The 14,249-nt window shown below is 55.9% G+C and carries 16 protein-coding genes; 6 read left to right on the top strand and 10 right to left on the bottom strand.

Features of this window, described 5'->3' with window-relative positions; genetic code table 11:
• The first annotated feature begins 38 nt into the window (after nucleotides 1-38).
• The 6 genes from METMA_RS27885 to METMA_RS0119270 all read left to right on the top strand — a co-directional run bounded on the left by METMA_RS27885 (nucleotide 39) and on the right by METMA_RS0119270 (nucleotide 3,884).
• On the top strand, nucleotides 39-1,004 hold the full coding sequence (locus METMA_RS27885; protein ID WP_020160754.1) for a hypothetical protein: 966 nt from the start codon (nucleotides 39-41) through the stop codon (nucleotides 1,002-1,004).
• Nucleotides 1,001-1,375 (top strand): hypothetical protein, encoded by a 375-nt coding sequence (locus METMA_RS0119290; RefSeq protein WP_020160753.1) that lies wholly within the window; start codon nucleotides 1,001-1,003, stop codon nucleotides 1,373-1,375. The genes METMA_RS27885 and METMA_RS0119290 overlap by 4 nt, the downstream gene beginning before the upstream one ends.
• A gap of 98 nt (nucleotides 1,376-1,473) precedes the next feature.
• Nucleotides 1,474-1,716 (top strand): hypothetical protein, encoded by a 243-nt coding sequence (locus METMA_RS0119285; RefSeq protein ID WP_198014549.1) that lies wholly within the window; start codon nucleotides 1,474-1,476, stop codon nucleotides 1,714-1,716.
• A complete protein-coding gene (locus METMA_RS0119280) occupies nucleotides 1,713-2,087 on the top strand; it encodes a hypothetical protein (RefSeq protein WP_020160751.1) in 375 nt (124 codons plus the stop codon). The genes METMA_RS0119285 and METMA_RS0119280 overlap by 4 nt, the downstream gene beginning before the upstream one ends.
• Before the next feature lie 266 nt (nucleotides 2,088-2,353).
• Nucleotides 2,354-2,503 carry a hypothetical protein gene (locus METMA_RS27205; protein WP_020160750.1) on the top strand — a complete coding sequence of 50 codons (150 nt, stop codon included), beginning with the start codon at nucleotides 2,354-2,356 and terminating at the stop codon, nucleotides 2,501-2,503.
• Nucleotides 2,504-2,768: 265 nt separating this feature from the next.
• A complete protein-coding gene (locus tag METMA_RS0119270; protein WP_020160749.1) occupies nucleotides 2,769-3,884 on the top strand; it encodes a GGDEF domain-containing protein in 1,116 nt (371 codons plus the stop codon).
• A gap of 225 nt (nucleotides 3,885-4,109) precedes the next feature.
• Here the strand turns inward: METMA_RS0119270 and METMA_RS0119265 are convergent, their stop codons facing one another.
• From METMA_RS0119265 to cpaB, 10 genes are all read right to left on the bottom strand, one after another.
• Complete coding sequence (locus tag METMA_RS0119265) at nucleotides 4,110-5,891, bottom strand: pilus assembly protein TadG-related protein (protein WP_040590713.1); 1,782 nt, start codon at nucleotides 5,889-5,891, stop codon at nucleotides 4,110-4,112.
• A gap of 4 nt (nucleotides 5,892-5,895) precedes the next feature.
• Entirely contained in the window at nucleotides 5,896-6,171 is a 276-nt protein-coding gene (locus tag METMA_RS0119260) for a DUF3613 domain-containing protein (protein ID WP_156830566.1), read from the bottom strand.
• A 125-nt stretch (nucleotides 6,172-6,296) separates the two neighbouring features.
• Nucleotides 6,297-7,034 carry a tetratricopeptide repeat protein gene (locus METMA_RS25160; protein ID WP_156830565.1) on the bottom strand — a complete coding sequence of 246 codons (738 nt, stop codon included), beginning with the start codon at nucleotides 7,032-7,034 and terminating at the stop codon, nucleotides 6,297-6,299.
• Nucleotides 7,027-7,956: a type II secretion system F family protein gene (locus METMA_RS0119250; protein WP_020160745.1), complete on the bottom strand. Its 930-nt coding sequence runs from the start codon at nucleotides 7,954-7,956 to the stop codon at nucleotides 7,027-7,029. Before METMA_RS0119250 ends, METMA_RS25160 begins: the two co-directional genes overlap by 8 nt.
• Nucleotides 7,957-7,970: 14 nt before the next feature.
• Nucleotides 7,971-8,873, bottom strand: coding sequence for a type II secretion system F family protein (locus METMA_RS0119245; RefSeq protein ID WP_020160744.1), 903 nt, complete (start codon nucleotides 8,871-8,873; stop codon nucleotides 7,971-7,973).
• Complete coding sequence (locus METMA_RS0119240; RefSeq protein WP_020160743.1) at nucleotides 8,866-10,155, bottom strand: CpaF family protein; 1,290 nt, start codon at nucleotides 10,153-10,155, stop codon at nucleotides 8,866-8,868. Before METMA_RS0119240 ends, METMA_RS0119245 begins: the two co-directional genes overlap by 8 nt.
• A gap of 4 nt (nucleotides 10,156-10,159) precedes the next feature.
• Entirely contained in the window at nucleotides 10,160-11,383 is a 1,224-nt protein-coding gene (locus METMA_RS25155; RefSeq protein ID WP_020160742.1) for an AAA family ATPase, read from the bottom strand.
• A 4-nt stretch (nucleotides 11,384-11,387) separates the two neighbouring features.
• Nucleotides 11,388-12,743 carry a type II and III secretion system protein family protein gene (locus METMA_RS0119230; RefSeq protein ID WP_020160741.1) on the bottom strand — a complete coding sequence of 452 codons (1,356 nt, stop codon included), beginning with the start codon at nucleotides 12,741-12,743 and terminating at the stop codon, nucleotides 11,388-11,390.
• Between the two features lies 1 nt (nucleotide 12,744).
• Nucleotides 12,745-12,921, bottom strand: coding sequence for a hypothetical protein (locus METMA_RS27200; RefSeq protein WP_156830564.1), 177 nt, complete (start codon nucleotides 12,919-12,921; stop codon nucleotides 12,745-12,747).
• A gap of 1 nt (nucleotide 12,922) precedes the next feature.
• Complete coding sequence (gene cpaB, locus METMA_RS0119220; RefSeq protein WP_020160739.1) at nucleotides 12,923-13,906, bottom strand: Flp pilus assembly protein CpaB; 984 nt, start codon at nucleotides 13,904-13,906, stop codon at nucleotides 12,923-12,925.
• Nucleotides 13,907-14,249 lie beyond the last annotated feature (343 nt).

Raw genomic sequence — 14,249 nt, 5'->3', positions numbered from 1 at the left:
CATCACGCTGGATTTTTATTGAATCAAGGAGAAGAGAAATGAGTGAAATCTTATTGTGCAATCAGCCATTGGATGCAAATCATATACGGAATACCTGCGACATTCCCATCGACACCCTGACCGGTCAGGGCTGCTCCAACCCCGACACGCTGCAGGCTTATACACCGTACCTGATGGGCGGAAGCACATTGGCTGGCCAAAGCCTGTTATCCCAGCTCGCGCCCAGGCCGGTCGCCAAGGAACTGACCGATCTTTCATTATCGTTCGGTGAAGACAATGTTCTCGTGCTTTCTGAAATCACCAAAAAGCTGCAGGAATACAATATTGGCTTAATGGGCGCCGCAACCAGCGTATATGCTGACCGCATTGGCGGTTTTGCGGGAGCAGTGAAAAATTATCAGGATGCACTCATGGAATATCGGGCGGCGATAAAGTCGAATTCAGCCACAAAGGCTTTGGCCAGACAGAAGGCGCATGCCGCCTTTGAAAGACTGCAGATACAATTTCGTCATGAGCTTAACGCCGTAACAGCGAAGATCAAGTCGAATAGAGGCACGCCCTTGACCAGTTCGCAAAGAGCCGTCAACATTGCCGGAAGCAGCCGGAACGTCGCCAGGCTCAAAGTTACCAGCCAGGTACAGGCCAGTGATCTGGTCAGGTTCTCTAAACATGCCAGTTTTTTGGGCAATGGCCTTGCCGTGATCGATTTCACCAGCCGGGTGGGTAACATTCATAACAGTTATCAGGCAGGCGAGAAATGGGAGCGGGAGTTGTTTATTGAGTCCAGTAGTTTTGCGCTCAGTGCTGGCACTGGGATAGCTGTTACAAAAATAGGATTAGCGCTTTTGCTGGCTGCCACGCCAGCAGGCTGGGTTGGACTTATTGTTGGAGGAGCGGTTGTTGCGGGTGTAGCAGCTGGAGCATCTATGGGAATGAATTATTACGTTAAAAACAATAGCGGCGAGACGTATGATTCAATAATGGCTTTATTGGGTATAAGATGAGTTTATCTTCGCAGCTTTTTGCTTTTGGGCTGGCGGGAGCTTTATTCTCCTGGATTTTATATGTGTTGTTTGGTCAATTGACGGTTCGCAAACTCAGAAAGAATCCGGCAATGAAAGGCAAGCTCGGCCTTGAGCTTGTAAGTGGCTATGACATTTTTAATGTGGCCAGCGCATTATCTGCACCTAAATGGTTTAGAGATAGGGCTAGTCGCTCTACCTTGTCATTCCTGGCCGCTGATTACCAAGCGCTATATGAAAACACCACTCTTTTTGATCGGATATTCGCCAGGGTTTTTTGGGGGGGGTTCCTGGCATCCCATTCATTTATGTTGTTACTCATGATTTTAGACAAAATAGGTGTATTTGACTGAGGCGTTTAATAAACGCATCCAGCCGATGCCTGGACTGATCCGGATATATCATCAGCCAACCATTCGGTTATCAGGCAGGTGGGAATTTGGAGCGTGAGTTGTTTATTGAGTCCAGTAGTTTTGCGGCCAGTGCCATCGCTGGTACAGCCGTAGTAAATATAGGTAGTGTTGCGCTGGGGCTTTTGGTAATCGCAACTCCAGTAGGATGGGTAGGATTGATAGTTGGTGGTGTTGCAGTGGCGGGCGTAGCGGCTGCTACTTCTACGTGGGCTAATAATGTTACAAAGGATAATGCCGGAAATGTTTATGATTCCATTGTGAACGGGATAGGCTCCTTATGAAGATAATGACACTGCTTGTTGGAATCCTGATTGGGATGTCGGTTATTGTAATGATACTTTATGTTGCGTTTGGACAAATAACTGTTTGCAAACTAAGAAGAAATCCTAAAACCAAGCATGCGCTTGGTATCGAGTTTGTGAGTGGCTGGGATATTATTAACGTTGCACAAGCTTTAGCATTACCAGAATTCATAACGAAAAAACTTAAACGCAGCTCATTATCCTCACTTTATGCGGATGCTGAATTGCTTCAATGTAATACCAGTAGATTCGATAGGTTGTTAGCAGGTTTTTTTTATTGGTTGCTTATGCTTACAGGGCTTTCTTTTCCGTTTCTTGCTCTTTTCGATAGTTTGGGACTATTGGAATAGTGTGATATTTCATAGTTATGACTTAATCAGGCAACCGGGATGTTTAACTTCTTGTTCCCATGCAGCCCTGAGCGCGGCTCATCTACCTAAGCGGTTCATTAAGTAATAGGCATGGAATAAATCAGGGAATTGTAGGTGCGAATTCATTTATGCCCTATGGGTACTTGTGCCCTTCAGGGTACTCGCACTATGCGGATACCCTGAAGGGCACAAGTAAATCCGCACCTACACCGGAAATTCATCCGCGCACTTAAGGAAGTTATTTTATGCGCGTTCCTAATTCACTATTGGAACTGATTATCAGCAAAATCCCAGGGAGCCATCATGCGCCTTATTTTTTGCGCGGCAAGCCGAAGAACCGTGGCAAAGCCTTAAAGATAGCCTGTCGGCGACGGGATATCCTGCCGCCGACCTGACTCCAGACTGCACGCCGAGCATTTATTCCTCCAGCGCTGAACATCAATAATGGACAACCGGCACGCTTCTTGGTCCTGATCTTGCTTTATATCCCTGGTCCTGCCAAAATGCGCCACTAATATAAAAAGTGTCAATTAATAAGGAGGACATGGTTTTGATTTACGGAATAATAGCCACACTTAAACCTCTCCTGTGCTTCAATCGCGATAAAAAAATACCAGGCATTGAGTCCCCGTACTTTCATTAGAATCGGGGCGACTTGCCGTGGTTAATCCCCACCAGCTTTTCGCACACCTGCTCCGTCAGTTATACAGGCGCGCGGCGCCGGCTTTTGCCGTCCATTGCATCCATGTCACCCTGCTCGCCGTTTATCTCTGGCGCGAACTGCCTCTTACCCTTTTCCTTACCTGGCTCGGCATCGCCATGATCGGCGGCATCTGGCACTGGATTGCCAGCCGTCGGGCATCCCGGTATATCGCCGAGAACACCTTAAAAAGGGGCTCCATCATGCCGGATGTACTGGCTGCCGGCGCGGCGGGGCTAGGCTTTGGACTGACGGCATTGCTGTTCCCTTATTTATCGCTGACGACGCGTTTATTCGTCATCCTCATGCAGGGCGCCATCGCCACAAGCGGACTGACACGTCTTAGCGCACTGCCATTAGTCTACGCCGCCTTTCTATCCGGCATCGTGGTGCCGCTCGTGTCCGTGCTCATCGTGGTGGACGGCGAACCGGGCTGGAACGCTATCCCCGCCGTCTTGCTGACGGCCATCAGTCTGCTTTATTCGGCACAACTGCTGCACGCCGATTTGCTGGATAACTTGCTGTCGCGCTTTGGCCTTGAAAACGCCGCCGGGGAAGACAAACTCACGCATCTTGCCAACCGCCGGCGCTTCGACATAACCCTGGAACAGGAATGGTCGCGCGCGCGCCGTTCCGGAACGCCGATATCGCTGATCATGGTGGATGTTGATCTCTTTAAGAAATTCAATGACCGTTATGGCCATCAGGAAGGTGATCAATGCCTGGAGCAAGTAGCACGGGCCCTATCCCAGTCGGCCAGGCGATCCATTGATCTGGTCGCCCGCTACGGTGGCGAAGAGTTCGTGATATTGCTTAGCCAGACGACGCGGGACGACGCCTACGCACTCTGCGAGCGCACGCGCATGGCTGTCGAGAATCTGGATATTCCCCATCAGGATTCGGCATTAGGGCGCGTCACTATCAGCATGGGTGGCGTCACGCTGTATGCCGGTGAGGACATGAAAGCCGTGGAACTGGTAAGAACCGCGGACAAGGCCTTGTACCGCGCCAAAGCTACCGGACGCAACAAGGTCGCCTGGTACGATCCGAGCCTTGATGAAGAAGGCGAACAATGAGATTTACCGCTCATGAAGGCCGGGTTGCCAAACCCAGCCTAAAGCTAAGAATCTGGCTAAAAATGACTTCCTGAAACTGGAATCCTGCATAGGATGCGCTGAACAAAAGCAGGCGCTCCAGGCGGCGCAGTGAAGCGCATCGCTCGCGAACGATGCGCCTCCTGTCGTCGGCGCATCCTATGTTTAAACGGGGACATTATTGACGACCAAATCCTAAGCTTGAGTTTAAACCAGCAAGGTGGGGCGGTGACTGTCGACATCCAGCTTAAATAATTGAACATCCATATAACCGATCCCGATTCCCAGTACTTTCAGCAGAGGCTCCAGAATTGGGGCAATCGTGTCGCCCAATAATGCAAACAGAGGCTTCAGAAGAACGTTAAGGAGCAATTCCACAATGGCATCGATACCAAGACCCAGACCGAGCAACTCCACGTCAATTTGCACGCTATCGGCGAGATCGGCGAGCCCGCTGTCAAGACTCCCCCCCACACTGCTCGACGCCCGCTGAACCATGGGCCACTCATTATTGTCACCCACTTCATATATCAGTTCAGTATAGTCCGGATCAGCTAACGTCACATCCAGTCCTGCCGTCACGTTGGCGAGGGGAAGATGAATACCCAATATGCTCAGCAAGTAAAGATTTATATGGGCTGCCGATGCATCGGGATCTGTAGCTTGTGCCAAGGCAACCGAGGCGATACCCGGCTGCGCACCTATAGTAATGATGGATTTAGCGTTTTCTTGATTGCGGCACTGGATGCTTTTCAGCCACGCGCTACCCTGCGCTACCTTGATTTGTAAAGAGAGATCAACTATAGCTTGCGCCAGTCCAAGATTGACGTCCCCATTAACTTCGGCCTCCACCAGCACTTGCGCCGTATGCATCTGGGTATGCCATTTGCCGTTCTCATCTTTTCCCGGTGGGCCAATGGCGATTTGCGGCGGTTCAATCACTTTCAATACTGGACTTATTGTGATCCCCAGCAAATTGACCGTAGGAAAGAGCGTCAGGGCATTTTCACCGTTGGCAATCAGCGCCGTGGTAGTGATAAGGCTGAGCAGATTGATATTGGCTAATGCGGCCGCTTCCTTGAGTTCTGGATCTGTTGTTATCGCTAGAATATCACTGACTTTGATCACCAACTCAGAGACATTGGCGGCGATCGGTATCTTGTCGGCAATTATAGCTCCCACACCCAGCGCACCCGAGGCATTCACCGCATCCGCATAGATTTGCAGCAACTCTCCCAGGGTCAACTCGGAATCCAGAAACTCAGCCACGGAGCCGACAGTCGCTTCGGCCTTCACCAATTCCAAGAGTGTCACGTTAGTCGAAGCGATGCCTTCATATGAATCCACACCAAGGTCTACAGTCGAACCGAGAACCCCGCCGAGCAACGAATTCAGAAGCGCCGAATCCTCGCTGTTCAGCGATACCAGCCCGCTGCCGGCGGAGAAACCGGCCAACGCCTGCCGCTCCGCCACGGCTCTTGCCTGAAGCGTCGCCTGTTCACCGAGCATCCCGCCGGCGAACAGGCTTGCCGGCACCGTGTTGCCGGCGATGACCTCCACGGACGTGGCGGTTTCAGGGTCGCTCGCGGCAAATACCCTGACGCCATCCGCTCCCGTTGAAGTGTTCCCCAACGCCACGGCCAGAGTCCGCGTACCGCCCACGGGATGATGATTACGCGCGGCACTGGTCAGCGCTGCCGCCTCGGCGGTCGCCAGTGTGCCGTCGCCGCAACTGCCGGATTGGGAAGAGGCATCCAATGCGGCCATGTCCGCGACGGATTGCAAGCGCCGCTGCTCCAGCATCAGGCGCCCGGTATCCACGGCCAAGGCCGTGAAAAGCACCGAAAGCAGCAGCGTCACCGCGCCCAGAATGCCCAGGGCACCGCGCTGGCAGGCCGGCGACTTTCTGGACAGGCCGCCACGCGCTTGCCGGCCAGCCCTCAAAGGATTGTTTTCAACCGTCATGCCCGCCCCTTTGGTAATACGCACAGCGTTACTGCGAGAAGCCGCCGCTGCCGCCGTTTTGCTCGCTTTTGTAGAATTCCGGAATCGGATGTTGGAAACTTTCAACATAGCGCTTGTATATGGCATCGGCAACCGGCCCCGAGACCGTCTGGCGGGTTTCCGAGGCGGCGACGCCGCTGCGCTGCAATTCCAGCCAGCGCCGCGTTTCCTCGCCCACGGACTGCTCCAGGGAATCCGCCGCCGCGATCTCCGCGGCAAACAGCAGGACCAGCGGCAAAAGCGCTGCGATTGATTGATGAGACATGATTTGAGCTCCCATGGGATTATGTTGAAAATTCGTTAATAACAAACACCTGCACAAGACTTCAGCCCCTCGTAGGTCGGGTTAGGCCCAAGCCGTAACCCGACATTGACGCCGGAAATGACCCGCTACGGTTTATGGCGCACCGAGCGCGGACCGCGCCCCTGCTTGTCGATCGTGGCCTTGATCTCCTCGGCCTGGGCGCGAAGCTGGGTTAGGGTTTCCGGATCTATGTTCATATGTAGGGCGAAAGCCTGCATTTCCCGCTCCTTTCCCGTTACCGCCAGCAATAGCGCCATGTTGGTCGCGGACAGCGGATCGCTGCCGTCCAGTTCAAGCGCCGTCAAAAACTCGTTGCGTGCCGCCTCGAATTGCCCATCCAGCAACAGCGCGTAGCCCAGATCGTTGCGCACCTTCACGTCGATCGGCAATTCAGCTTCGGCTTTATGCAAATACGCCAGCGCCTCCGGAATTTTGTCGTCCCGGCCGGCAATCAGCCCGAGTCCGTGATAACCTTTACCCGCCAGACAGCCACCGAGCAATTCTCGGTACAACGGCTCGGCCTGTTCCGTCCGCTCCGTCTGGCGCAGGATTTCGGCGCGCAGATAGGTCGACCGCGGGGACTTCGAGCGTGTGGCCTCCAGATGTGCCAAGGCCGCGTACAGCTTGCCGCTGTCCATGAGCTTGCGTATCAGGTCTAGCTTGACGTTTTGCTCGGGATCGGCATCGGCTTCACAGGCCGGCACCTGACGCGGCGGTTCATTATTCAATCCCAGCAGATCCGTATGCCCCACCGTCCGGCTGCAACCGGTCAGAAGCGCGGCCGCCATAGCCAGCAAAACACACCGTGCAGCCAACCTAGCCATAAACACTGACCAAGCCCTTGGCAAGGGCAAGAAAACCCGGTCCGGCGAGAAAAATCAGCAGGGCCGGAAACAGAAAAATCATCATCACCACCGACATTTTGCCGGACAGCTGATTCACATATTCGCGTATGGCCGATTGCTGTCGCTCTTCCATCAACTGCGCGAATTTCGCCAGGGAATCGCGGATACTGCCGCCGTGCCGGGTCACCTGCTTAAGAATGGCCACGGTATCGGTCAGTTCGGCGACTTCCAGGGGCGCGGCCATTTCATTCAGGGCATCGGCGCGGTCATGCCCGGCGTCAATACGCTGCAGCGTGCCGGCGATTTCCTCGGACAGATTCGGCATCAGCACCCGCCCCTCCTCATGCATCACGCGTAAGGCGTGCTCGATGGACAGCCCCGCGTCGAACAGCATGCGCAGCAAATAAATCGCGGTGGGCATTTCCCGGGCCAGGGCATTACGGCGCGCATTCGCTCGGTAACGCAAGACGTAGCGGGGAGCGAGAAAGCCCAGGGTGAATGCCACAAAAATCCCGGCCAGTTTTTGCGTGCCGGACACGTCGCCGGCACTGGCCATATAGGCGCCGCCGAGCGCCACCGCGACCAGCGGCGTCAACCATGAGCCCAGCATGAACAGCGTCCGCTTCCTGACCGCGTGCCAGCCGGCCTGCTTCAGCAACCGTGTCATCTCCTCCTGATCCGAGCTCGAGAACAACTTGCCCATGCCGCTGCCGCTCATGCGCTCAATGGCTGAAATCAGCCAGCCCTCATCGGCGCCGCCCGTGGCCACGCCCGTTTTAAGCAGATCGTGAAAACGGCGCTGCGTCGCATAAGCGGCGCCGTCCGAACGAAACGACGACCACAGCAACAGGCCGCCCGACAGGGCCAAAAGCAACGCCATGATCAAATACAGCCACAACATGATAACGATATCTCCTAAATACTTTTGATCATGCGCCAGAGCACGAAAGCGCCCGCTATCTGCAAAACCACGGCGATGACCAGCATGACCTGCCCCGACGGATCCTGCCACATGCTTTCCAGGTACTTGGGATTCATGGCCATGATATAGACCGCCATGCCCGGCGGCAGCAAGCCCAGCACCCAGGCGGTAACCCGGGTTTCGCCGGTGAGCGCGCGCAATTCCCGGCGCGCCGCCTCGCGATCATGGATCATTTTGACCACGTTCTGCAGCAAATCCCGGACGCTGCTGCCGTAGGTGCGGTTGATTCTTATCGCCAGCGCCAGCAGGTACAACTCGTTGATCCGATAGAGATCGGCCGTCTCCTGGATCGTCTCCCCCAGATCGGCACCCAACTCGTTGGCGCGCAGCACCCGGTCGATAATTTCCTTGAGCGGCACCGGCGTTTCCTCGGCCGCCAGCCTCAACGCGCCCTCCATGCTGCGGCCGGTGCCAAGGCCGCGCAACACCTGATCGAGAAACAAGGGCAGCTGGGCCAGAATCAGGACGATACGCTTTTTGGCCTGGCGCAAAAGCCACAGGTAAATGACCGCCACGCCGATAACCGGCACGGACAATCCGAAGCCGAAACCTTTCCACAAGCCCCCGAGAATCGCCAGAAAAATCAGGCACAAAAAACCGATGGACAATTGCCAGCCGCTCACGTCGATACCGGCCCGCCAGAACAGATGCTCGATCATGGGCGCGGCATGCTGTTCATGGTGCAGCAGAATTTCGGACTTGATCCCGGATGATTCGGCCATGCGCCGGCTCACTTTTTCAATGAACGCTTCCCGCTGGCTGCGCAGGTATATCAGCAGCGCCACGGCCAGCAGGGCGACGGCCATGGCATAACTCAGAAACTCCTTGCTAACCAAGGGGTTTTCCTCCCTCGCCCAGATATAGCGGAACGGCGTCGGATTCGAATTTCTGCCCGGACGGGCGCGCGGTGCCGGCCACAAAAGACCGGCGGGCTTTATCGTAGCCGAATAATTCGTTCAGCATGAACTGGCCATCGCGCAATGCCGCCACCTCGACGATGGAGGTAATGCGGCGCGTGCCGTCGGAAAAGCGGGCGATCTGGACGATGATATCGATGGCGCAGCCGATCATTTGCCGCAGTATGTCGATGCCGCCCTGAAAGTTGGCCAGGGCCGACAGCATCTCCAGGCGCACCAGGGCATCGCGGGCGCTGTTGGCATGCACCGTGCTCATCGAGCCATCGTGGCCGGTATTCATCGCCTGCAGGACATCCAGGACTTCCTCGCCGCGCACTTCCCCCAGAATGATCCGGTCCGGCCGCATACGCAAAGCATTGCGCACCAGATCGCGCGCCCTCACCTCGCCGGCACCCTCGACATTGGGCGGCCGGGTTTCAAGCCGTACCACATGGCTATGCCCGAGCTGCAGCTCGGCCGCGTCCTCGATGGTGACAATCCGCTCCCGCTCCTCGATGAACCGGCTCAGAATATTCAGCAGTGTGGTCTTGCCGGAGCCGGTGCCGCCGCTGATCAGAATATTGCAGCGCACCGTCACGGCCCGCCTGAGAAACTCCAGCATGGCTTCACTGGCCGAGCCGTAAACCAGCAGATCCGACTCGCGCAGCGGATCCTTGCGGAATTTGCGCACCGAAAGACAGGGGCCGTCAATGGCCAGCGGCGGAATAATGGCATTGACCCGACTGCCATCGGGCAAGCGTGCGTCCACCATGGGGCTGGATTCGTCCAGCCGGCGCCCGAGCGGCGCGATAATCCGGCGAATCACGCGCAACACGTGATCGTCATCGATGAACCTCAGATCGGCTTGCTGCACTTTGCCGTTGCGTTCGAGAAAAATATGCCGGGCGCCATTCACCATGATGTCGCTGATCTGATCGTCGGCCAGCAGGGACTGGAGCGGACCGTAGCCCGTGAGCTCATTGACCATCTCCTCCGCCAGGTCATCAAGGTCGTAGCTGGTCACCGCCAGTTGCCGGTGGCTGGCGTAGCGCGTGACATGCTCATGCACGTAGCGCTGAATCTGCTCGGGCGTCCATTCGCTGAGCGGAATGTTGTCCTCCTCGACGCGATCGATCAAGTAATGGTGCAGGGAATATTTGAGATCCTGATAAGTTTCCGTGTGCTTCAGGCTGTAGTCGTAGTGAGGAAATTTCAGTCCCATGGCCTTACCCCTCGCTGCCGCCGAACCAGGCGGCGATAGCCTTGAACAGCCCCTTCTTGGCGCCCGCGCCTTGGGCATGATCGGCGTCGTTGTCCAGTATCCTTTTCGCCAGTTTCCGGATCGCCAGCGTGTAAGGATCGCGCGGCGCGCACTGAAACAGACTTTCTCCGGAATTCATCATGCTCAGGCGGGCCATGCCGGAAGGCGGCAACGTCGCCTGAAGCGGCAGGCCGAATCCCCTCGACAGGCTCTCGGCATCCGGGGGCAACTGCGGAAGATAACGGTCGACGACCAGTTCTACCTTATCCATCACGATTTTATGCTCGATCATTTTTCGCACCATTTGCATGTTTTGCTTACAACTCGGAACGCTCTGCTCGACCACCACCAGGGTATTGTCGGCATTGCTCAGCAATAAATACAGGAAATCCGATTGCGGCACGCCGCCCAGATTGATGACGATACGGGAAAAATAACGCCGCAGCATGCCCAGCAGTACATAAATATCGGCAGAGGTGATGTCGTTCATCGCCCCCTGCTCTTCCGGCAATGCCAGCAGGCTGAGTCCGCTTTCATGCTTGGCGAAAGCGCTGTCGATCAGCATGGAATCCAGGCGGCGCAGGCTTCTTACCGCATCGATAAAACTGTAAGGGGAATTGAGCCCGAGATAGGTCAAGGTGTCGCCGGCCGGATTGCCCAGATCGAGCAGCAGCGTGCTCCGTTCCTTGTTCTCGCCTTGCATGGCCAAGGCCAGATGCAGGGCCAGCATGGGCGTGTCCGAACCGGGGCGGGCGCTGACCAGCGCCGTGATTTTGCCGACCGATGCGGAGGAGATATTGGGAGCGGGCGCGCGGCTCTGCAAGCGCTGGACCAGACTGATGACTTCGCCGGGCCGGCTGCCGGCGGTGATGAAATCGCGCGCGCCGGCCCGCATCGCAAAAAGCAGCATCTCATTATCGATCTGATCCGCCATGGCAATCACCGACAGCAAGGGCTTGACGGTAACCAGGCCCTCGATCAGAGCGGTATCCTGCCGCAGCGTCTGCGTCGTTAGTGCCACGAACACGACCTGAGCGCCGGTCAGGTCAAGTATTTGGCGCACACGCTCAAGCGTGGGCAAATCGGCGATAACCACCTCGCCCTCATCCTTGAATACCGCATTCAGCCAGCGTATGTGCTCCTGATTGCTGGTGATGGCAACAACACTTTGCTTGCGTGTAATAGTCATGTCGTTATTTCGAAAATCCTGATTGGGTAGAGGGGCCGGAGCGAAACTTGCCGGTTTCGAGAAAGAAGGCCCGGAAGAAATTCGGATCGTAGCGCCGGTAATTTTCCCCCGGCATGGGCGGCAAAGGCGTGCCCTTGGCCAGCGGCCGGACCAGGTGCGGCGTCACCACCATGATCAGTTCCCTGTTGTTGCGGTCGATATGCGTGGAACGGAAAAAGGCGCCGAGAATCGGGATATCGCCGAGCCCCGGCAACTTATCCACGCTTGCCAGGGTGTCCTGGCTCACCAGTCCGCTGATCACGAAGCTCTCGCCGTCGCCCAGGGCAATGCTGGTATCGGTGCGACGAATGCGCAATGCCGGCACGGCGGTACCGCCGCTTTGCGTACCGGCGGTAAAATCCAGTTCACTAACCTCGGGAGCGACTTTCAAGGCAATCCGGTTCTGGTCCAGCACGGTCGGCGTCAGCGATACGCGCACGCCGAATTCCTTGAATTTGATAGTAATGCTGCCGGTCTGCGCGCCGCCCTGCGGCACCGGAATCGGAAATTCGCCGCCGGCCAGGAAACTCGCGCTTTGCCCGCTCATGGCCACCAGGGAAGGTTCCGCCAGCGTGTAGGCGAAACCGTTGTTCTCAAGCACGGAGATTACGCCGAGAATACCTTCGCTGGCGTTGCCGTAGATAAAATTGAAAGCCTGGGCATGGGGAAAGAAGCCGCTGCTGAGCAGCGAGAAGGCACCCGCTCCAGCGGATTCAATTCCCGTCAGATTGCCCGGTGTGGAAAGCCCCAGCGTGGTATTGGCGCTGTTTTTCCCCAGAAACAGACCGGCGTTCTGTAGCCGTGTCCGGTTGATCTCGACAATTTTGATGTCGATCTGGACCTGCGAGTCGAAGCCCAGTTGACTGGCATCCACCACCGTGGCTTTATTTTGCTCGTCAGTGGCCTTGCCGGCCTGGTCATGGCTTTCCAGCGAAGCGCTTTGTCCGGAAAGCTTGAGTTTGTCGCCGGCCGCCGAAACCTGGAGCTGATCATCATCCAGGCTTTCGACGGCATGCCGCTTCAGGCTTTCGCCCGCCGTGATCAGCAAATCGGCATGAAAATCGGGCGCTCCGACATCGGAACCGCTCCAGACCAGCAGACTCGTCGCGCCGGTTTTTTTGGGGGTGATCAGCACCTGCCGATCATCGATCATGGAAACATCGGCGATTTCCGGATCGCCGACGGCGACCCGTTTAATGGCATTGCCGTACCGGTAGCTGAACTGTTTGCCCATCTCGATGCTGATGGATTCCTCGTATGCGTTTGCGCAAAAAATTGTCGCAAAAAGAGCGCAGAACAAAAGCGCTTTAAAGTAATTCATATTAATGCTTGTCAGGTCTATCGTTATTATTGTTGTTGGCTTCCCGTGAAAGCCGCCACAGGATGGCTGGCGAGATACGATGCGCATCGTCCGCAATCGATGCATCGCCTCCATCCTGCACCAGTTTCATTTTCCAGGTATTAACACCCTCTTCACGATCATCGGAATGACGGCTCAAGTTAGCGCCCCATCGTCAAGATTTCAGTTGAACTTCCCCTATGTATAATGACCTGAGCGCCTTGCTTGTCCTTACTGCTTTGTTGCCCGGCCTCCTGCTTGGCCATCACGCTCCGGACCAACTCTTTTTTTTCTATGTAGTGTTTATCCCGGCCGCCATCCATTGATTCAAGAGGGGAGAAAGCGGCCGATATCACCTGCGCTTCGCCGGTTTCCAGGATATTCTCCGGCCGCTCGGCGCCGTGGAGCGCGAGCCTGAGCTTGCCGCTGGACTCCGCCAGCATGAGCTTCGAGGTATCGGCTTCGGCAATGGCCAGCACGGCGGTTTTGCTTTTTTTTCCGCTGGCTTCCTCCGGATTCTTGCGTTTACCCGATGCCTTGGTCCCGCCGGTTTTGGCCTTTTCCAGCAAGTCCGTCCGCCCGTCGTCGGCCGCCTGTTCATCCGGCGCTTCCAGCATATTGCCGAAGGCCAGTACCCGCACTTGCGACAAAACCACCTGGGCCGAACTATCCTTGCCTATTTCCTGATCGGCCTTCAAGTAAAGCAACACATCCACCCGATCGCCGGGTTCGATAAAACCGCCGGCACCGATGACTTCGTCCACTCTAACCGCCATCGCCCGCTCGCCGGGACGGAGACTTAACGCTAACTGGCTGGAGGACGGAAAATGGCTGGACAATATCATTTCCCCGCTGGCGATACCGATTCCGGGCTTGCGGCCGATGAGTTCGGCGCTGACCGCGTAGGAACGGGCCGGCCGGGCAGGAACGAATCCGGTGACCAGATCTTCTTGGGCGATAACCCGGCCGGCCGGAATATCGTGCACGGCAAACACCACCGGGTCGCCTTTCGGAGTAGGCGCCTCCTCGGCATGCGCCGGTTCCGGCATGGGCGGCTGTTGACTTGCCTTATAACCGAGATAACCGATCGCTATGGCGCCTATTGCGAGCACTACCGCGAATACGCGCAGAACTGAACTACTCATTGTTCCCCCTTGCCCCTGAGTATATTTATTATAAGTATAGGTGCTTAATATTTAGGATTTGGCTGAAAATGACTTCCTGGAATCAGAGTCCTGCATGGGATGTGCCGGCTAAAAGCAGATGTTCCAGACGACGCAGGGAAGTGCATCGCTCGCGAACGATACCCTAAAGGGCACAAGTGCGCCTCCTGTCGTCGGCACATCCTATGTTTAAACAGGGAAATTATTTATAGCCAACCCCCTGATATTATAGTTACCGAAAAACTTTTTGTCGTTGTCTCAGTACCTTATCGCAAAGATATCGATAAATTCTCTTGAATGTCTTGTAAACGCCATTGCGCCGGCA

This window comes from Methylobacter marinus A45, from assembly GCF_000383855.1.
GTDB classification, from domain to species: domain Bacteria; phylum Pseudomonadota; class Gammaproteobacteria; order Methylococcales; family Methylomonadaceae; genus Methylobacter; species Methylobacter marinus.
This window is presented reverse-complemented; position numbering and strand designations above follow the sequence as displayed.